The organism is Paracoccus spongiarum (assembly GCF_030732095.1).
GTDB classification, from domain to species: Bacteria; Pseudomonadota; Alphaproteobacteria; order Rhodobacterales; family Rhodobacteraceae; genus Paracoccus; species Paracoccus spongiarum.
This window is the reverse complement of record NZ_JAVAMQ010000015.1, coordinates 25,516-44,297: the sequence shown is the minus strand read 5'-3', so window position 1 is coordinate 44,297 and position 18,782 is coordinate 25,516. Positions and strand designations below refer to the sequence as shown.

Here is an 18,782-nt window from a genome sequence, read left to right as displayed (position 1 = left end):
CGTCTTCATTCCTTCCCGACGGCCGCATTGCCGTCGTCATGCCCGCGCAGACCCGTCAGTCTGCCGGCTTCCAAGATCACCTTGTCCGTCAGGCCACCCGCCGCAAGCGCGCCGTGTATGACATGATCGCGCCCGAAGGACAAACCCAATTCTGACGCGGTCAGGCAGCCGAACCAGCGTCCGCCGGTGGGCGTCCACAGCTTGCCCTTGCCGCGTTCCGATCCGTCGCTGGCCTGCAGCAGCACCTTTGCGCGCCCCTCCGCGAGCCAGCCCTTGACCTTCTCGAACCCGGCCACGGCGCGGCCCGACTTGCGGGTCAGCGAGACCAGTTCGACCAGCCGTTTCGCGATCCCTGCCTCGACCAGATCGGTCAGGCCCTCGGGCACGCGGACCGGGGCCCTGGCCGCGCGCGCGAACAATCCCCTGGCGGCCGCCTTGTCCAGAGCCGCGCGGTCCGCCGCCACCCAGATGCCGCGACCGGGCAGCTTGTCGGCAAGGTCGGGCGCGATCTGGCCGTCCGGCCCGACCACAAAGCGGATCAGCCCCCGCTTGGGCTGCACCTCGCCGGTGACGATGCAGCGCCGTTCCGGTTCGTCACGATCCTTCAGCTGGCCCCCGCGACCCATGCGCACCGATCCGGGGCATCACGCCCCGGCCTCCTCGCTGGGCTCGTCACCGGTCTCGCCGTCCGTGTCCTCGGGGGCGGCGTCAAGTTCGGTGGGATCGACCCAGCCCAGCATGACGCGCGCGGTCATCACCATCGTCTGGGCCTCCTCGAGGCTGACCTCGAAAGGCTCCAGCAAGCCGTCGTCCTTGACGCGCTGCCCGTTCGAGGTCGTCCAGCCGCCGGCCAGTTCCCAGTCGGCGCAGGTCGCGAAGTCTTCCAGGGTCTTGATGCCGTCCTTGGCCAGCGCCTCAACCATCTGGGGTGTCAGCCCCTCGAATTCAATGAGGCTGTCCTCGGCCCCAAGCGCGCGGGCACTATCCAGCGCCGCCTTGGCGCGGGCTTCCAGCACGTCGCGGGCGCGGGCCTGCAGCTCCTGCGCGGTGCCCTCGTCCACGCCGTCGATGGACAGCAGCTCGTCCTGATCGACATAGGCCACCTCCTCCAGATCGGTGAAGCCTTCGGCGACCAGCAACTGCGCGAAGAACTCGTCGAGATCCAGCGCCTCCATGAACAGCTGGGTGCGGGTGTTGAACTCGGCCTGACGGCGCTTGGATTCCTCTTCCTCGGTGAGGATGTCGATGTCGAGGCCGGTCAGCTGGCTGGCCAGCCGCACGTTCTGGCCGCGCCGGCCGATGGCCAGGGACAGCTGCTCGTCGGGGACCACCACCTCGATCTTGCCGGCTTCCTCGTCGATGACGACCTTGCTGACCTCGGCAGGTTGCAGGGCGTTCACCAGGAAGGTCGCCTGATCCTCGTTCCAGGGAATGATGTCGATCTTCTCGCCCTGCAACTCGCCGACGACGGCCTGCACGCGGCTGCCGCGCATGCCGACGCAGGCGCCCACGGGGTCGATCGAGTTGTCATAGCTGATGACGGCGATCTTGGCGCGCGAACCCGGATCGCGGGCGACGGCCTTGATCTCGATGATGCCGTCATAGATCTCGGGCACCTCCATCTTGAACAGCTCGGCCATGAATTGCGGGTCGGTGCGCGACAGGAAGATCTGCGGGCCGCGGGTCTCGCGGCGGACATCCTTGACATAGGCGCGGATGCGGTCGTTCGGGCGATAGCTTTCGCGGCCGATCTTCTCGTTGCGGCGCAGGATCGCCTCGCCGCGGCCGACATCGACGATGATGTTGCCGTATTCCTCGCGCTTGACGACGCCGTTGATGATCGTGCCGGCCCGGTCCTTGAATTCCTCGTACTGGCGGTCGCGCTCGGCCTCGCGGACGCGCTGCAGGATCACCTGCTTGGCCGATTGCGCGGCGATCCGGCCCAGTTCGACCGGCGGCACCTCGTCCACGATCTCGTCGCCGACCTTGGGATCGTCCAGATAGGGGCGAGCCTGCGCGACGGTCAGTTCGGCCTGGTAATTCTCGACGGCGTCATCCTCGACCACGGTGCGGACGCGGGTGAAGGTCGCGTTGCCGGTGCGGCGGTCGATCTTCACGCGGATGTCCATCTCGGCGCCATAGCGGGACTTGGCGGCTCGTGCGAGGCTGTCCTCCATCGCCTCGATGACCAGCTCGGGCTCGATCATCTTCTCGCGTGCCACCGCCTCGGCGGTCTGCAGCAGCTCCAGCTGGTTGGCAGAGGTGATCGCCATCACTTACTCCTTCGTATCGGCGCCCTCGGCGCCCTCGTTGTCTTCTGTCTCACCATCGGAGTCGGCTTCGGCCTCGATCGCGTCGAAGGCGTCCTCGTCCAGGTGGTCGATCTCGATCCCGGCCTCTTTCTTCTGGCGCAGCATCTCGCGGATCAGCTCGTCGGTCAGCACCAGCTTGGCGTCGCTGAGCCAGTCGAAGTTCAGCCCGATGGTCTGCACCGCGCCGCCCTCCTCGATGTTCAGCAACACCTCGTCGCCTTCGACGCCTGCCAGGATGCCCTTCCACCGCTTGCGCCCGTCGATGGCCTGGTTGGTCTCCAGCTTGGCCTCGTAGCCCTCGAAGGCCTCGAAATCCTTCATCCGGGTCAGCGGGCGGTCGATGCCGGGGCTGCTGACCTCCAGATGGTAGTTGTCCTCGATCGGGTCCTCGACATCCAGCGTGGCGCTGACCGCGACCGAGATGTCGCCGCAATCATCGACGTTGATGCCGCCCTCGGGTCGGTCGGCCATGATCTGAAGCGTCGCCGTCTTGCCGCCCTGCAGGCGGACGCGCACCAGTTCGAACCCCAGATCCTCGATCACCGGGGCGATGATCTCGGCGAGGCGCCGGTCGATGGCGGTCTTGGCGATCAGGTCGTTGGACATGACATCCTTGCAGATACGAAAAAGGGCCCGCAGCGGGCCCATGCGAAAGCGTCCGGTGGGCAGGGGGTGGAAGCCTGCGCCGCTGTTGGCTTGCATATAGACGCCGTCTGCGGGAAATGCAAGCATGTGTCGACAGGTGCCGGCCAGACAGGACGATCCGACCCCTCGCCATGACCCATGACGACCCCTGCGAAGTGATTTCATGACCCGTATCGACGTTGCACTCCCGCCCGGAACCGCGGCCGGCTGGGCGCCGATTGTGGGCCTTGGCCATCTGGCCGCGCGCCTCTTCGGCGGGCGCGTGGTGGAGTACCCGGCCGCCTATCCCGGCAAGGTCCGCAAGCTGTGGGGCATGCGCCCGCGTGGCCGGGGCCGCGAGGATGCCGGCCTGCTGGCCCTGCTTTACGGCCCCTCGGACATCACCAAGCTGCGGCAGAGCGGCGCGTTCCGGGGCGACTACCGATTCGTGGTCGGCTGGATCATCGATTCGTTCTGGGAGGACCGGAATGTCCGCGGGATCGAGTTCCAGGGCATCGACCATCTGTTCATCATCCGCGAGGAAGAGCGTGCCTACTACCGCCGTGCGACCGGGCGGCCGGTGACCGCGCTGAACTGGGGCGCGGACGTGCTGGGGCAGGGCACCGACCGGGCCGACCGGCCGGTGGACCTGCTGCGTCTCGGGCGCCAGCCGCAGGACTGGGACGACGACGACCGCACCGCGGCCGCCGCGGCCGAGTTCGGGCTGCGCTTTGCGGGGCGGCCGCCCTATCACGCCGATCTGGCCCAGAACCTGCGCGCGATCATGGCCTCCTACGGGACCGCCAAGTTCCTGACCGCCCACACCAACCTCGTTTCGGCCGAGCCGAACACCCACCCGACCAAGGAATACATCACCGCCCGCTGGACCGATGCGCTGGCCGCGGGCTGTTCGATCGCCGGGGTCCAGCCCGGGCGCGACAGTACCTATCGCAACCTGTTCTGGCCGGGCGCGACGCTGGAATTCGACCGCGTGGACCTGCGCCACAACCTGGCCGCCATCGCCGAGGCGGTCGCCGCCTGGACACCCGAACAGGCCCGCCAGAATCACCGCATGGCCCTGCGGCGGCTGGACTGGCGCCATGGCCTGCGGAAGATCGCGGACGCCATGTCGGTCGAGGCACCGGCGCTGGATGCGGACCTGGCCGAGATCGCGCGCCGCGCCGCCACCTGACGGGCGGCCGGATCAGCGCGCCCCGGCGCCCGGGTTGTCGCGCCAGACGCGCCAGTTCAGCGCCGCCGCGATGCACACCCAGACGACATAGGGCAGCAGCATCGCCCCGGCCACGGCGTCCAGCCGCCAGAAGGCCAGCGTGGTCGCCACCACCGCACACCACAACAGCACCATCACCACCATGCCGCCCGCCATCCGGTGCGCGCCGAAGAAGACCGGCGTCCACAGCGTGTTCAGCGCGATCTGCGCCGCCCAGACGGCCAGCGCGGGCCCGGCCTCGGGGCGCTGCGCGATGCGCGTCGCGGCCCAGGCGGACAGCAGGTAGATCGTCGTCCAGGCCAGCGGAAAGACCCAGTCGGGCGGGGTGAACCAGGGCTTCCTGAGGCCGTCATACCACGGCCCCGGCTTGAAGATCGCGCCGGTCGAGGCCGCCGCGCCGCTGGCCACAAGAAACGCCAGGAATGTCAGGATCATGGGGTTCCTTCGCCGGTTTCGCGACGGTCCTCGTCGCGGATCATGTCCATGACCGAGACCAGCTCGGCCGAGATGCGCGGCTCGGACAGGGCGTGGCCCGAGGCGGGCACGATGCGCAGGTCGCAGCCCGGCCAGCCCTGCGCCAGTTCGTGCGCGGTGGCGGGCGGGCAGACCATGTCATAGCGACCCTGCACGATCACCGCGCGCAGATGCTCGATCCGGTACCGGTCGCGCAGCAGCTGGTTGTCCTCGAGAAAGCAGCCATGCCGGAAGTAATGGTTCTCGAGCCGCGCGAAGGCGCGGGCGTAATCGGCCGGCGCGTGGCTGACCGGCGCCGCCTGAAGCCCCGCCAGCGCGTTTTCCCACATCAGCCAGGGCAGCGCGTAGCGGCCCTGTCGGCCGGTGTCGCCGCAGAACAGGCGGCTGTGGTAGGCCGCGATCATGTCATGGCGCTCGGCCTCGGGGATCGGCTCCTGGAACCGCGCCCAGAGGTCGGGAAAGAACCGCCCCGCGCCGCCGCCATAGAACCAGTCCAGCTCGCTCTGCCGGCCCAGGAACACGCCGCGCAGCACCAGCCCGCTGACCCGAGCGGGATGGGACTCGGCATAGGCAAGCGCAAGAGTCGCGCCCCAGCTGCCGCCGAACAGCAGCCAGTCCTCGATCCCCAGCTCGTGGCGGATCCGCTCGATATCGGCGATCAGGTGCTGGGTGGTGTTGGCCTCGACCGAGGCCGTGGGGCGCGAGCGGCCGCAACCGCGCTGGTCGAACAGCACGCTGCGGTAATGCGAGGGGTCGAAGAAGCGGCGCATGAACGGGCTGCAGCCGCCGCCCGGACCGCCATGCAGCACCAGCACCGCGCGGCCATCGGGCCTGCCGCCCTGCTCGACATAGAGGCTGTGGCCGTCGCCGACATCCAGCATGCGCTGGTCATAAGGCTCGGCCGCCGTGTGAAGGCGGCCATGTGTCGCGGAGATTTGCCCTGCCATTCTGTCCATCCTGCCAGTATAGGACCAAGGCGGGGCGCCCGCCAGAAGGACCATCGCATGAGCAGCATCGATCCGGCCGAAATCGCGAAATTCGAGGCCATGGCGGCGGAATGGTGGGATCCGGTCGGCAAGTTCCGGCCGCTGCACCTGATGAACCCGCTGCGGCTGGACTATGTCGCCACGCAGATCGCCGCCGACCTCGGGGCAGACCGGCGCGGGCCGAACCCCTTCGCCGGGCTGCGCATCCTCGATATCGGCTGCGGCGGCGGTCTGGTCGCCGAGCCGATGTGCCGGCTGGGCGCGGATGTCACCGGCGCCGATGCGGCCGAGGCCAATATCGAGGTGGCGCGGCTACATGCCCGCCAGATGGGCCTGACGATCGACTATCGCGCCACCACGGCCGAGGCGCTGGCCGCGCAGGGCGAGGTCTTCGATGTCGTCCTGGCGCTTGAGATCGTCGAGCATGTCGCCGACCCGGCCGGGTTCGTCGCGACCTGCCGCGATCTGGTGCGGCCGGGGGGGCTGGTCATCGTCTCGACCCTCAACCGCACCGCCCGCAGCTTTGCCGCGGCGATCGTCGGGGCGGAGTGGCTGCTGCGCTGGCTGCCGCGCGGAACGCATGACTGGCGGCGCTTCATAACCCCGGACGAACTGGCCGCGATGGCGGGGGGCGCCGGGCTGGCCGTCGTCGACCGGCGCGGCATGGTCTTCGATCCGCTGCGCTTCGACTGGCACCTCTCGGACCGCGATCTCGCGGTAAACTACATCCTGACGGTGCGCCGGCCGGACTGAGCTAGGCCGGCCCGCCTTCCAGCCGGATCCGCAGCTCGCGCAGCACAGGCAGGGCGCCGCGCACCCGTTCGGCGCCGATGTCGCGCACCACATCGGCGATCAGCGGCATGAAGGCGGCGATCGCCGCGTCGCGGGCGGCGCGGCCGGCCGGGCTGATCGACACGAACTTGCGCCGCGCATCGTCCCAGTCGGGGCGAATATGGATGTGGCCGGCCCATTCCAGCCGCGACAGGGTGTTGGTCATCGCCCCGCGGGTGACGTGGAACGCCTCGGCCAGCTGGGCGGGGGTGCGTTCCTCGTTGACATGCGCCAGCAGGTTCAGCACCGAAAAATGCGAGATCTGCATGCCGCGCGGCAGCGCCTTGCTGATCAGGTTGCGCGACAGCTGGTCCGCGATCAGGACTTCCGCGAAAAGGCTGGCGGCCAGGCGGTCGTTCGATTGCGGCTTGTCGATGTCGGTCACGGGCTTGTTCACGGGCTCAGGGACCTTCGAAGGCCCGGTCATGGGTCAGGGACGGAATGCGCGACCGTGCCCTGTCCACCGCCCCGAGGTCAAGCCGAACAATGGTCACACCCGGTGTCACGCCGCCATCGGCCAGGACCCGGCCCCAGGGATCGACGGCCAGCGAATGGCCGTGGCTGCGGCGCGGCGGGCGGTCGGGGCTGTGGGGGGCGGGATGGGTGCCGCATTGCGCGGGCGCCAGCACGAAGCAGCCCGTCTCGATGGCGCGGGCACGCAGCAACACCTCCCAATGGGCCTCGCCGGTGGTCGGGTTGAAGGCCGAGGGCACCGTCAGGATGCGCGCGCCCGCCTGTGCCAGCCGGCGGTAGAGATGCGGAAAGCGCAGGTCGTAGCAGATCGTCATGCCCAGGTGCAGCCCGTCCATCCCGGCCAGCACCGCCCGGTTGCCGGGGCGATAGGCGGCGCTTTCGCGATAGGTCTCGGTCTCCGAGATCTGCACGTCGAACATGTGCAGCTTGTCGTATCGGGCCACGATCCCGCCCGCGGGGTCGATCAGGACGCTGCGGTTCACGAAGCGGTCATCCGCATCGCCCGATTTCAGCGCCAGCGAGCCGATCAGAAGCCAGATCCCCGCCGCGCGCGCCTCGGCGCGCAGCGCCGACAGGGTGGGGTCGGTCGCCTCGGGGTGCAGCACCTTCTGTTGGCGGGCGCGGTCGGGCGACAGCAGGTTGGTGGCCTCGGGCGTCAGTACCAGCCGGGCGCCCTCGGCGGCCGCCGCGCGGATCAGGGGGATGGTGCGGGTCAGGTTCTCCAGCGGATCGTCGCCGACCGTCAGCTGGACGAGGCCCGCCCGCAGTTCCGCCGCGTCGCTCATCCGGCGGATCCGGCCAGCAGCGGGTCCAGCCTGCCGCTGCGATCGAGCGCATAGAGGTCGTCGCAGCCGCCGACATGGACATCGCCCACGAAGATCTGCGGCACGGTGCGGCGGCCCCTGGCGCGCTGCATCATCTCGGCCCGGCGCTGCGGTTCGGCGCCCACGTCGATTTCCTCGAAGGCGACGCCCTTCTCGCGCAGCAGGGATTTCGCCTGGATGCAGAAGGGGCAGCTGCGGGTGGCGTAGATGACGATGGTCGGGGTCGCGGTCATGTCGGGTCCTGTGCGTGGTCTCTGCCCCGATCTAGGCATCCTTGACGGCGCGCGCCAGCACCGCGACCGAAATCGGTCCCGAACCCGCCGCCAGCAGCGCCTCGGCCGCGGCCGCCAGCGTCGCCCCCGAGGTCATCACGTCGTCGATCAGCAGCACCGCGCGGCCCTCGACATGGCGGGCGCGGCGGGGATTGACCGAGATCGCCCCCTCGAGATTGGCGAAGCGGTCGCTGACGCTGCGATGGTCCTGCCCCTCGGTATAGCGGTGGCGGATCAGAAGGTCGGGCTGGTGGTCAAGCCGCCGCGCCCGCGCCAGATGGGTCGAGACCAGTGCCGCCTGGTTGTAGCGCCGCTTCAGGTGGCGACGCACATGCAGCGGCACCGGCGTCACCACCATGCCGGGCCGGATCAGCGGCGCCGCCGCCCGCGACAGCCAGGCCGCCAGCGCCGGCGCGAGGTCCGGCCGGTCGCCATGCTTCAGCGCCAGCACAAGCTGACGGCCGGTGCCGCCATAGACCATCGCGGCCCGGCCGTGCCGCCAGGGCCGCGCGACCGACATGCAGTCGTCGCAGATGAGCGATTCGTCATGCCCGCCGGTCCCGTCATCGGGCTGCGGCGCCCCGCAGCGCGAACAGCAGCTGCCGGTGATGAACTGCGTGTCGCGCCAGCAGTCGGGGCACAGCTCGACCCCGCCGTCGCCCGACACCGTGACCGGCTGTCCGCAGCCAAGGCATTGCGGCGGATACAGCAGGCGCAGCGCGCCTTTCATCGCCGCGCGAAGCACCCTATGTTCCTGCACCATGATCACCCCTTCACCCGTGCCGCAGCCCCGAATGACCGACCGCACGGCGTTGCTGCGCCAGCGCGAACGGGCCCTTCGCCAAGGCCATGCCGACGTGCTGCACCGGATCGCCGCCGACGAGATCGAGGATAGGCTGAACGAGATTAACAGATCGTTTATGCGGCCCGCCATCGTCACCGGTTTTCCCGATTTCTGGGCGGCGCGCTTTCCCCGCGCGCGGGTGGTGCCCGACGCGGCCACCCTGGCGCTGGACGCCGAAGCCCACGACCTGGTGATCCATGCGATGGCGCTGCACTGGGCCGACGACCCGGTGGGCCAGCTGATCCAGTGCCGCCGCGCCCTGGTCGAGGACGGGCTGTTCCTCGGCGCCTGCGCGGGCGGCCAGACCCTGCACGAACTGCGCGCCGCCCTGACGCGCGCCGAGGCCGAGGTCTCGGGCGGGCTGGCGCCGCGGGTACTGCCGATGGGCGATATCCGCGACCTGGGCGCGCTGCTGCACCGGGCCGGGCTGGCGCTGCCGGTCGCCGATCTGGTGAGCCAGCGCGCCAGCTATCGCGACCTGTTCCACCTTGCCCGCGACCTGCGCGCGATGGGCGAGGGCAATGCGATGGCCGCCCGCCTGCGCCGGCCGACGCGCCGCGCGGTGCTGGCCCGCGCCGCCGCGATCATGGAACAGGACCATGCCGACCGCGACGATCCGTCCCGTGTTGCCGCCACCTTCGATCTGGTCTTTCTGACCGGATGGGCGCCATCCGACACCCAACCCAGACCGCTGCGCCCCGGCTCGGCACAGACCCGCCTTGCCGACGCGCTGAACGACATCAGGAAGACCCCATGAAGCCAGCCCACGCGCCCGCCGACCATCCCGCGATCCCTGCCGCAAGGATCGGCATCCTGATCGCCAATCTCGGCACGCCCGAGGGTTATGACTACTGGTCGATGCGCCGCTATCTGAACGAGTTCCTGTCGGATCGCCGGGTCATCGACCTGCCGCGCTGGAAATGGCAGCCGCTGCTGCAGACCATCATCCTGACCAAGCGGCCCTTCACCTCGGGTGCGAACTACAGGCTGATCTGGAACGAGGAGAAGGGTGAAAGCCCGCTGATGACGATCACCCGGGACCAGACCGAGGCGCTGCGCGCCCGCGCCCATGCCGAATGGGGCGAGGCGGTGATGGTCGAGTTCTGCATGCGCTACGGCAAGCCCTCGACCGAGGAGGTGCTGGATCGCATGGTCAAGGCCGGCTGCCGCCGGATCCTGTTCCTGCCGCTTTACCCGCAATATGCCGGCGCCACCTCGGCCACCGCCAACGACCAGCTGTTCCGGGCGCTGATGGCACAGACCTGGCAGCCCTCGGTGCGGACCTGCGACCCCTATTTCGACCGGCCCGACTATATCGCCGCGCTGGCCGGCAGCGTGCGCCGGACCCTGGGCGACCGCGTGCCGGGCAAGCTGGTGGCGTCCTATCACGGCATGCCGAAACGCTATCTGATGCAGGGCGACCCGTATCACTGTCAGTGCCAGAAGACCTCGCGCCTGCTGCAAGAGGCGCTTGGCTGGCCGGACGGCATCATCGACACCACCTTCCAGTCAGTCTTCGGCCGCGAGGAGTGGCTGCGCCCCTACACGGTCGAGCATGTTGCCGAACTGGCGCAGGCCGGCCAGACCGACATCGCCGTGATCTCGCCCGCCTTCGCCTCGGACTGCATCGAGACGCTGGAGGAAATCAACGGCGAGATCCGCGAAAGCTTCGAGCATGCGGGCGGCAGGGACTTCACCTACATCCCCTGCCTCAACGACGATCCGGCCCATGTCGAGGTGATGCTGAACGTCATCCGCGACAATCTGGGCGGCTGGATCTAGCGGCGCCAAAAGGCCGGCCCGCGCGGCCTGTCCGGGTCGCGGCGCGCGACATCAACAGAGGGGGCCGCCGGCCCCCCTGTCCTTTCCTTTTCCGCGCGGCAGGATCAGATCAGCAGGACCTGCGTGCCGATCTTGGTCAGGTCGTAGAGTTCCTTGATATGCTCGTTATACAGCCCGATGCAGCCGTTCGAGGATTTGCGGCCGATCTTGCGGGTATCGTGGGTGCCATGCAGGCGGTAGTACTGCCAGCTCAGCCACAGCGCGTGGGTGCCAAGCGGGTTGTCGGGGCCCGGCGGCACGAAGTCCGGCCACTCGGGGTTGCGGGCCTTCATCTCGGGCGTCGGGGCCCAGCTGGGGCCCACGACCTTCTTGATGATCTCGGTGCGGCCGGTGCGGGTCAGGTCCTTGCTGACCGGGATCGACGAGGGATAGAGGCGATAGACGCTTTCGTCCTCGGACCAGAAATGCACCGCGCGCGACGTCAGGTCGCACAGGACCGCGCCATTTGTCAGGTTATCGAAATAGGGCCGCCAGTCCTGCGCCCGGAAGCTGGAGATGTTGTGGCGCTGGTTGGCCTCGGCCTCGTATTGCACGGCGCCGGCATCGGGCGTGGCGCCGGGGGTGGCGCCGACGATCGGCTGGCCCGTATAGGGGTCGATCTGCTGCCCCATCGCCGGCAGCGCAAGGCCCGCCGCACCCAGGGCGGCGGCCGAACCAAGAAACGCCCGGCGGTTGAAGGCGGGGGTTCTGCTCATCACATATGTCCTTCGTTGACAGCCGTTCTCGACAGACGGCCTTGACTGCTCCGCCTCGCGCGGACTGCTGCCGACATACGCCAATTCCGGCCTTCACTCAATTCAAACTGCCGTCAGCGGCACAGGCGCAACACCGGACCGCCTCACGAAGTGTTGGGTTTGTAGCATGGCGCGGCATTCGATACATCTGCGGCCAAATGCACACGAGGGATGCCGAAAATGATGAACTTCAAGGTACTTGCGGCGCTTTCGCTGATCGCGCTGGCGGCCTGCCAGCCGCAGACGCCGGTTCAGCTTGGCCCGGATGGCCAGCCGCTGCCGGTCGCCTATCGCATCGACGAACGCGAGGCGGCGGAAATTCCCGGGCGTGTGTTGCAGCAGATCAACACCCTGCGGGCGAACATCGCGCTGCCGCCGGTGATGGCAAATCCGCAGCTTGATGCGGCGGCGCTGGCCCATTCGCGCGACATGGCCGCGCAGAACCGCGCCTGGCACTGGGGCTCGGACGGGTCGTCGCCCCTCGATCGCGCGCGGCGGCAGGGCTATTTCGGCACCCTCGTCGGCGAGAACATCTCGGAGACCTACGAGAACGACATCCAGACGCTGAACGCCTGGATGACGACGCGGGACACCCGCGACGTGATCATGGACCCCGCCGCGCGCAACCTGGGCTTCGCCTGGTATCAGGAGCCTTCGGGCAAGGTCTGGTGGACGCTGCTGGTGGGCAGCTGATCGCCCCGCCGCGGTCGCCGCAACGCAAAAGCCCCGGTCCGGACCGGGGCCTTCTTCATGGATGGCGCCCGTCGCGGGCCGGGGCAGACCTCAGGGATTGATGATGACGGGCACGCCGCCCCTCACCATCGCATAGACGTCCTCGATCTCGTCGTCCTTGATCGCGATGCACCCCGCCGTCCAGTCGCGCATCTTCGGGGCCTTCACGTTGCCCTCGGGGCCCCAGCCGTGAATGAAGATGTCGCCGCCCGGAGCCAGGCCGAAGGAGTCGGCATAGGCCTTGTCCTCTTCGTTGGGGTAGGAAATGCCGACCGACAGGTGATAGGCGCTGCGCGGGTTGAAGCGGTCGATGAAATAGATGCCCTCGGGGGTCTTGCCGTCGCCCTCGAACTGCTTGTCGCCGATCGGTTCGTTGCCCAGCCCGATGTCATAGGACTTCAGCACGGTCTGGTTGTTCAGCAGATACATCCGCCGCTGGCCCTTGTTGATGACCACTTGGGTCACAGCCGGGCCGTCATAGGTCTTGAACTTGGATTTCGGGGCGCCGCATGCCGCCAGCAACGCCAGCAGCGAAAGGGTCACGGTCCGACGGGTCGCGTTGTACATCACTGCCTCGGATGGTTTCTTGTCTTGTTATCCAGCAGGATTACCACGGAATCCCGGATCGGACCAGTTTCGCCGGAATTCTGCGGCCAGTTCGACATGCGGCGACCAGCGGAACTGGTCGACGATCCAGAGCCGCGTCAGGGCCAGCCCGCCTTCGGCCAGAATCCGCGCATCCCTTGCGAAATTGACCGGATCGCAGGCCACGAAGGCGACCGTGGCCACCGGCGAGGCGGCGATGTGGCGGCACTGCGCCTCGGCCCCGGCGCGGGGCGGGTCGATCACGATTGCGTCAAACGCGGCAAGGTCGGCCGGCTGCAGCGGGCGGCGGGCCAGATCGCGAATCTCGGTGGCGACGCGGTGCAGCCCGCCGGCGCCGCGCCACCCGCCATCCAGCGCGGCCAGTGGCGCGGCCAGCCCCTCGACCGCATGGACCGATGCGGCCTCGGCCAGCGGCAGCGTGAAGGTGCCGCAGCCCGCGAACAGATCGACGATCTGCCGGGCGCCAGGGGTGATCTCGCGCAGCGCCGCCAGCAGGGCGGCCTCGCCCTCGGCGGTGGCCTGCAGGAAGGCGCCGGGCGGCGGCACGACCTGCGCCCGGCCCATCGGCAGGGCGGGCGCGCGGCGGGTGATCGGCTGGCCGTCCCAGTCCAGCCGCGCCAGATCGCCCTCATCGGCCAGCCGGGCCAATGCCTCGAACAGGCCGGCATCCAGCGGCTTGCCGCCCCGCGCGGCCACGTCCAGCCCCGCGGGACCGTGGATCACCGTCAGCGTCACCTCGGCCCCGCGCGAGGCGCCCGCCGCCACGATCCGCCGCAGCAGGGGCAGGGCGGCCGTGATCTGCGGGCGCAGCACATGGCAATCGGTCAGATCGACGATCACCTCCGAGGCGCGGGCGTGGAAGCCGACCAGCGCGCCCTTTTTCGTGCGCCGCCCCGACAGCACCGCCCGCCGCCGCGACCGGGGCGGCGAGACGTGGACCCCCGCGACCGGCGCGGCCAGCCCCTGCGCGGCCAGTGCGGTCTCGACGACCTGCCGTTTCCACGCCGTCGTGAAGCCGTCCGAGGCGTGCATCAGCGAACAGCCGCCGCAGGCGCGGTAATGGCCGCAGACCGGCCGCACCCGGTCGGCCGAGGGCGTCAGGATGCGCGGGCTGGCGATGCGGCCATCGACGGCCTCGCCTTCGATCACCTCGCCGGGCAGGCACAGCGGCGCCAGCGCGCGGCCCTGATCGCCCAGGGCCACGCCGTCGCCGCGCCGGCCCAGCCTCTCGATCCGCCACAGGCTCACTCGGCGGCCTCGTCGGTGCCAAGAAAGCCGCCAGACTGCCGGTTCCAGTAGCGCGCATAAAGCCCGCCGCGTGCCAGCAGCGCGTCATGGCTGCCCTGCTCGACGATCCGGCCGTCATCGATGACGATGATCCGGTCCAGCTGGGCGATGGTCGACAGCCGGTGCGCGATGGCCAGCACGGTCTTGCCCTGCATCGCCCGGCCCAGCGCCTCCTGCACCTGCGCCTCGACCTCGCTGTCCAGCGCGCTTGTCGCCTCGTCCAGCACCAGGATCGGCGCGTCCTTCAGGAAGGCGCGGGCCAGCGCGATCCGCTGGCGCTGGCCACCCGACAGCTTGACGCCGCGCTCGCCCAGATGCGCGTCATAGCCGCGCCGGCCGGCGTGGTCCTGAAGCCCGAGGATGAAGTCATGCGCCTCGGCGGCGCGTGCGGCCGCCTCGATCTCGGCCGTGCCGGCGCCGGGGCGGCCATACAGGATGTTGTCGCGGGCCGAACGGTTGAACATCGCGGTTTCCTGCGTGACCATCGCGATCTGCCGGCGCAGGCTTTCCTGCGTGACCTGCCGGACGTCATGGCCGTCGATCCGCACCGCGCCCCGTTCCACGTCGTAAAGCCGCAGCAGCAGCGCGACCAGCGTCGATTTCCCGGCCCCCGAGGCGCCGACGATGCCGATCTTCTCGCCCGGTGCGATGGCAAGGCTGAGGTCCTGCAGGCCGCCCGCGTCGCGGCCATAGCGAAAGCCCACATGGTCGAAATCGACCCGCCCGGCCACGCGGTCCAGCCGCAGGGCATGGGGCGCGTCGGTCAGCGCATGGGGCGGCGACAGCGTGGCCATGCCGTCCTCGACCTCGCCGATGCTGCCCCAGATGCCCATCAGCGCCATGCTGACCCAGCCGGTCATCTGGCTGAGCCGCATCGAGATCGCGCCCGCCGCCGCGATGTCGCCCGCCGTCGCCTGCCCCTGCCGCCACAGCAGGATCGCGCCGCCGACCAGGATCACCGGCAGCACGCCGGCAACGATCATCAGCGACAGCCGGAACCAGGTCGACACCACCCCGAAATCCAGCGCCCTTTCGCGGAAACCGGCCATGGCGCCCAGGGCCGCGCGATCCTCGTGGTCGGCATGGGCGAACAGCTTGACGGTCTTGATGTTGGTGATCGTGTCCACCACCTGCCCGGTCACCATCGCGCGGGCCGAGGCGCGGGCGCCCGACTTGGACCGGATGCGCGGCAGGAAGAACCGGATCAGCGCGAAATAGGCCAGCAGCCACAGCATCAGCGCCAGCGCGCCCCAGCCATCGACCGCCAGCAGGAACGCCGCCGACCCGATCACCGAGGCCAGCGCGAAGGCCACCACGTTCACCATCTCGCTGGCGACATCGGTGACGGCGCGGGCGGTCTGCATCTGCTTCTGCGCCAGCCGCCCGGCAAAGTCGTTGTCGAAGAAGGTCACCGCATGGCCCATGGTCCAGCGGTGCAGGCGCGACAACACCAGCGGCAGGATGTTCGGGCCGATGATGACGTTGGAACTGGCCGTCGACAGCCCGAATATCGCCGGGCGCAGGACCAGAAAGAACAGCACGAACAGCGCCACGGTCCAGCCGTTGTCGGCCCAGAACGCGCCCGGCGTGCTGGCCGTCACCGCGTCCACCACCATGCCCAGCAGCATCGCCGAGACGACATCCGCCGCCCCGCCAAGCGCCGAGGCAACGGCCGCGACCCCGAGGCCCGGCCAGGCGCCCGACAGGCACCAGCCGAAGAACGCCATCAGCGTCGTCGGCGGCGGTCCCTCGGCCGGGCGGAAGGCGTCGACCATGCGCCCGAAACGCTGATGCAGGCTCATGGGGTGTCCTTTCCGGCGCTGCGGGCGATCCGGGCCAGCGTCGCGGCGGGCAGCGCGAAGCCCGACTCGATCCAGGCGTCCTCGGCGACCTTGAGGCCACGGCCCAGCGCCGCCCCCGTCAGGTCCGGTTGCAGGTCGGCGGCGGTCAGGGGCAGGCGCTGCCCGGAGGCGCGTTGGCGCACGGCCTCCCAGCCCGGACGCGGCGCAGCCGCGCCGTCGTCGCGGGTCTGGACCAGCAGCGCCGCGGCCCGGGCCAGCCGAGGCTCCAGCCGATACGCGATGCGCTCGAAGGACCAGCCCTGCCGCAGCGCGGTCACGAGGCTGCGATGATCGCGCGCCTCCTGCCGCGACAGCCGCAGCGGCCGGGCCAGATCGTCCTGCGACAGGGCCGCCAGCCGCGCCTGCCAGCCGGCCCCGCCGCCAAGCGACTCCAGCGAGGCCAGCCGGCCGGGCGTGGCGCCGGGCAGCAGCAGGTCCAGAACCCCGGTTCCCCGCATCAGCAGGATCGCGGCCAGCGGCGCGGGCGCGGACAGCAGCTTGCGCATCTCGTGGCCGACCCGTTCGCGCGCGATCTGCGCCAGCCCGTCCTTCAGGGCGGCGCAGGCGGCGATCGCCTGCGGATCGGCCTCGCGCCCGTAATGCGCGAAGAACCGGAAGAAGCGCAGGATGCGCAGGTAATCCTCGCGGATGCGGTCGGGCGCCGCGCCGACAAAGCGCAGCCGCCCGGCGCGCAGGTCGGGCAGGCCGCCCATCGGGTCGATGATGCGCCCCGCGCGGTCGGCGTAAAGCGCGTTCATGGTAAAGTCGCGGCGCCGGGCATCCTCGGCCAGGTCGTCCGAGAAGGCGACGATGGCGCGGCGGCCGTCGGTGCGAAGATCGCGCCGGAACGTGGTGACCTCGAAGCCGCGACCGTCGGCGATCAGCGTGACCGTGCCATGGTCGATGCCTGTCGGCACCGCCGCCAGCCCGGCGCGTCCGGCCAGCCGGGTCACCGTGGCGGGGTCGGCATCGGTCGCGATGTCCATGTCGTCGACGGGCTGGCCCAGCAGCCCGTTGCGGACCGCCCCGCCGACCAGATAGCCGCGATGACCGCCGGCCTCGATCGCGTCCAGCACCGCGACAAGCCCCGGATCGCGCAGCAGATCGGCGGGCAGCCCGGTCACGCCCCCAGCCTCTGCGCCAGGCCCAGCAGGATGCGCGCGGTCGCGCCCCACAGGTAATAGGGACCGTAGGGCGCCACGTGATAGCTGCGCCAGTCGCCGCGCCAGCGCCGCCGTTCGATCCGGTAGCGGGCAGGGTCGGCGACATGGGCGAAGGGCAGGGTGAACACCTCGTCGACCTCGCCCGGTTCGGGGACGGGGTGAAAATCGGCCCGGATCAGCCCCAGCACCGGCGTCACCGCAAAGCCGGTGACGGTGCGATGCGCGGGCAGGCGGCCCAGCAGTTCGACACCCGCCGGATCAAGGCCCACCTCCTCGCGCGCCTCGCGCAGCGCCGCCGCGACCTCGTCGGCATCGCCGGGATCGACCTTGCCGCCCGGCAGCGCGATCTGGCCGGGGTGATGGCGCAGCCCCGAGGCGCGCTTGGTCAGCAGCAGGTCGCCGCTGTCGGCGTGAAAGGCGGCCAGCACGCCCGCCGGGCGCAGCGTGACGCCCTGCGGCGCGGTGCCGGGGTTCAGGTCGAAATCCGAACTGGGCGCGGCGGGCCGCGACAGCGCCTCGCGCAGCCGGTCCTCGGACCAGCGCGGGCTCACTCGGCGGCCCTGCCCGAGGCTTCGCCGCCGATCGGGCGGCCCTCGGCGTCGCGGGTCGCCTCGAATCCGAGGCTTTGCGGGTCGAACTCGTAATGGGCGCCGCAGAACTGGCAATCTGCCGTGACGATGCCCTCGTCGGTGGTCATGTGGGCGATGTCCTTGGCCGAATAGATCGCCAGCGTGTCGCGCACCCGGTCCGACGTGCACGAGCAGCCGAATTCCACACGCTGCGCGTCGAAGACCCGCGGGGTTTCCTCGTGGAACAGCCGCAGCAGCAGGTCGGTGGGGCCGACCGTGGGGCCGATCAATTCCAGCGTCTCGACCGTGTCCAGCAGCAGGTTGGCGCGGTTCCAGTCCTCGGATTCGGCACCCTGCAGGATGTCTGCCGCCTCGATCAGCCCGCCTTCGCCGCTGCCGCCCTCGGCCGGATCGGCGGGCCGGGCGGGCAGCGTCTGCAGCATCACGCCCCCGGCCCGCCAATGTTCGGGCTGGCCGCTCAGCTGCGACCGGCCGCTGGCCAGCTGGAACCGGGTCGGCAGCTGTTCGGACTGGGCGAAATAGGTCTGCGCGCAGGACGACAGCGATCCGCCGGCCAGCGGCGTGATGCCCTGATAGGGCTGGCTACCGGGCCCCTGGTCGATGAGGATGGCGAAATAGCCCTCGCCGATCTGCTCGAAGGGTGGGCGGTCGTCCAGCCGCTCGCGGTCGAAACTGGCCCATGCGCGGATGCGGGCGGGCCGGTCGTCGGCCTCGGGCGCGTAGTAGTCGGCGGCGATGGTGCGCGCGGCGCCGCTGCCGCGCACCTGCAGGCTCAGCTTCCAGCGCAGCTTCACGGTCGGGCCGATCAGCGCGGTCAGCAGCGCCAGTTCCGCAACCAGCGCGCCGACCACGGGCGGATAGTCGTGGCGCGACAGGATGTGGTCCAGCACGCCGTCCAGCCGCGCGACGCGGCCGCGGATCGACGAGCGGTCCAGCTGGAAGGGCAGGACCGTGTCGTCCCAGGCGATCTGGTTGATCATGCTCATGGCAAATCCTTGAAGTCTTTGGGCGCCGCGCAGGGGCGGGCCGGGTCGCGCCCAATATAGGAAATCCGGCGGCGATCCCAAGGGGCCGATTGCGGGGTGCGGGCCGCGGCTGCGCGGCGCGGGCGGGCT

At 70.0% G+C, this 18,782-nt stretch carries 21 protein-coding genes; 5 read left to right on the top strand and 16 right to left on the bottom strand.

What is annotated here, in order from left to right:
• Positions 1-5: 5 nt before the first annotated feature.
• The 3 genes from Q5Y72_RS14790 to rimP are packed head-to-tail and all read right to left on the bottom strand — an operon-like array spanning position 6 to position 2,918.
• Positions 6-626: an RNA-binding protein gene (locus Q5Y72_RS14790; RefSeq protein WP_305964196.1), complete on the bottom strand. Its 621-nt coding sequence runs from the start codon at positions 624-626 to the stop codon at positions 6-8.
• Between the two features lie 18 nt (positions 627-644).
• Entirely contained in the window at positions 645-2,273 is a 1,629-nt protein-coding gene (nusA, locus tag Q5Y72_RS14785; protein WP_305964195.1) for a transcription termination factor NusA, read from the bottom strand.
• A 3-nt stretch (positions 2,274-2,276) separates the two neighbouring features.
• A complete protein-coding gene (rimP, locus tag Q5Y72_RS14780; RefSeq protein ID WP_305964194.1) occupies positions 2,277-2,918 on the bottom strand; it encodes a ribosome maturation factor RimP in 642 nt (213 codons plus the stop codon).
• Between the two features lie 202 nt (positions 2,919-3,120).
• Between rimP and Q5Y72_RS14775 the strand changes: the two genes are divergently transcribed.
• Entirely contained in the window at positions 3,121-4,128 is a 1,008-nt protein-coding gene (locus Q5Y72_RS14775) for a hypothetical protein (RefSeq protein WP_305964193.1), read from the top strand.
• Between the two features lie 12 nt (positions 4,129-4,140).
• Here the strand turns inward: Q5Y72_RS14775 and tspO are convergent, their stop codons facing one another.
• Positions 4,141-4,602, bottom strand: a complete 462-nt coding sequence (gene tspO, locus Q5Y72_RS14770; protein WP_305964192.1) for a tryptophan-rich sensory protein TspO — start codon at positions 4,600-4,602, stop codon at positions 4,141-4,143.
• Positions 4,599-5,597 carry a prolyl aminopeptidase gene (gene pip / locus Q5Y72_RS14765; RefSeq protein ID WP_305964191.1) on the bottom strand — a complete coding sequence of 333 codons (999 nt, stop codon included), beginning with the start codon at positions 5,595-5,597 and terminating at the stop codon, positions 4,599-4,601. The genes tspO and pip overlap by 4 nt, the downstream gene beginning before the upstream one ends.
• Before the next feature lie 48 nt (positions 5,598-5,645).
• Here pip and ubiG point away from each other — a divergent pair, with 48 nt between their 5' ends.
• The gene (gene ubiG / locus Q5Y72_RS14760) at positions 5,646-6,380 is read left to right on the top strand and encodes a bifunctional 2-polyprenyl-6-hydroxyphenol methylase/3-demethylubiquinol 3-O-methyltransferase UbiG (protein ID WP_305964190.1); all 735 of its coding nucleotides are present in this window, start codon (positions 5,646-5,648) and stop codon (positions 6,378-6,380) included.
• Between the two features lies 1 nt (position 6,381).
• Here ubiG and Q5Y72_RS14755 read toward each other — a convergent pair whose 3' ends face one another.
• The 4 genes from Q5Y72_RS14755 to Q5Y72_RS14740 are packed head-to-tail and all read right to left on the bottom strand — an operon-like array spanning position 6,382 to position 8,791.
• Positions 6,382-6,855, bottom strand: a complete 474-nt coding sequence (locus tag Q5Y72_RS14755) for a MarR family winged helix-turn-helix transcriptional regulator (protein WP_305964189.1) — start codon at positions 6,853-6,855, stop codon at positions 6,382-6,384.
• 4 nt (positions 6,856-6,859) lie between these two features.
• Complete coding sequence (locus Q5Y72_RS14750; protein WP_371930840.1) at positions 6,860-7,699, bottom strand: carbon-nitrogen hydrolase family protein; 840 nt, start codon at positions 7,697-7,699, stop codon at positions 6,860-6,862.
• Positions 7,700-7,713: 14 nt separating this feature from the next.
• Complete coding sequence (gene grxC, locus Q5Y72_RS14745; protein WP_305964187.1) at positions 7,714-7,989, bottom strand: glutaredoxin 3; 276 nt, start codon at positions 7,987-7,989, stop codon at positions 7,714-7,716.
• 31 nt (positions 7,990-8,020) lie between these two features.
• Positions 8,021-8,791 carry a ComF family protein gene (locus tag Q5Y72_RS14740; RefSeq protein WP_305964186.1) on the bottom strand — a complete coding sequence of 257 codons (771 nt, stop codon included), beginning with the start codon at positions 8,789-8,791 and terminating at the stop codon, positions 8,021-8,023.
• Between Q5Y72_RS14740 and Q5Y72_RS14735 the strand changes: the two genes are divergently transcribed.
• Together Q5Y72_RS14735 and hemH are read left to right on the top strand one after the other, a co-directional pair.
• A complete protein-coding gene (locus tag Q5Y72_RS14735; RefSeq protein WP_371930839.1) occupies positions 8,790-9,629 on the top strand; it encodes a methyltransferase domain-containing protein in 840 nt (279 codons plus the stop codon). The genes Q5Y72_RS14740 and Q5Y72_RS14735 overlap by 2 nt on opposite strands.
• Positions 9,626-10,654: a ferrochelatase gene (gene hemH, locus Q5Y72_RS14730; RefSeq protein ID WP_305964184.1), complete on the top strand. Its 1,029-nt coding sequence runs from the start codon at positions 9,626-9,628 to the stop codon at positions 10,652-10,654. Before Q5Y72_RS14735 ends, hemH begins: the two co-directional genes overlap by 4 nt.
• 104 nt (positions 10,655-10,758) lie before the next feature.
• Here hemH and Q5Y72_RS14725 read toward each other — a convergent pair whose 3' ends face one another.
• Positions 10,759-11,409 carry a L,D-transpeptidase gene (locus Q5Y72_RS14725; RefSeq protein WP_305964183.1) on the bottom strand — a complete coding sequence of 217 codons (651 nt, stop codon included), beginning with the start codon at positions 11,407-11,409 and terminating at the stop codon, positions 10,759-10,761.
• A 219-nt stretch (positions 11,410-11,628) separates the two neighbouring features.
• Between Q5Y72_RS14725 and dalA the strand changes: the two genes are divergently transcribed.
• Entirely contained in the window at positions 11,629-12,141 is a 513-nt protein-coding gene (gene dalA, locus Q5Y72_RS14720; RefSeq protein WP_305964182.1) for a divisome-associated lipoprotein DalA, read from the top strand.
• 90 nt (positions 12,142-12,231) lie between these two features.
• Here the strand turns inward: dalA and Q5Y72_RS14715 are convergent, their stop codons facing one another.
• From Q5Y72_RS14715 to hslO, 6 genes are read right to left on the bottom strand one after another with little or no spacing between them, the layout of a single operon-like run.
• Positions 12,232-12,747: a L,D-transpeptidase family protein gene (locus Q5Y72_RS14715; RefSeq protein WP_305964181.1), complete on the bottom strand. Its 516-nt coding sequence runs from the start codon at positions 12,745-12,747 to the stop codon at positions 12,232-12,234.
• 27 nt (positions 12,748-12,774) lie between these two features.
• On the bottom strand, positions 12,775-14,034 hold the full coding sequence (locus Q5Y72_RS14710; protein WP_305964180.1) for a class I SAM-dependent RNA methyltransferase: 1,260 nt from the start codon (positions 14,032-14,034) through the stop codon (positions 12,775-12,777).
• The gene (locus tag Q5Y72_RS14705; protein ID WP_305964179.1) at positions 14,031-15,875 is read right to left on the bottom strand and encodes an ABC transporter ATP-binding protein; all 1,845 of its coding nucleotides are present in this window, start codon (positions 15,873-15,875) and stop codon (positions 14,031-14,033) included. Before Q5Y72_RS14705 ends, Q5Y72_RS14710 begins: the two co-directional genes overlap by 4 nt.
• Positions 15,872-17,038 carry a CCA tRNA nucleotidyltransferase gene (locus Q5Y72_RS14700; RefSeq protein ID WP_305964178.1) on the bottom strand — a complete coding sequence of 389 codons (1,167 nt, stop codon included), beginning with the start codon at positions 17,036-17,038 and terminating at the stop codon, positions 15,872-15,874. The genes Q5Y72_RS14705 and Q5Y72_RS14700 overlap by 4 nt, the downstream gene beginning before the upstream one ends.
• Entirely contained in the window at positions 17,035-17,628 is a 594-nt protein-coding gene (locus tag Q5Y72_RS14695) for a CoA pyrophosphatase (RefSeq protein ID WP_305964177.1), read from the bottom strand. Before Q5Y72_RS14695 ends, Q5Y72_RS14700 begins: the two co-directional genes overlap by 4 nt.
• On the bottom strand, positions 17,625-18,653 hold the full coding sequence (gene hslO, locus Q5Y72_RS14690) for an Hsp33 family molecular chaperone HslO (protein ID WP_305964176.1): 1,029 nt from the start codon (positions 18,651-18,653) through the stop codon (positions 17,625-17,627). Before hslO ends, Q5Y72_RS14695 begins: the two co-directional genes overlap by 4 nt.
• Positions 18,654-18,782: the final 129 nt, after the last annotated feature.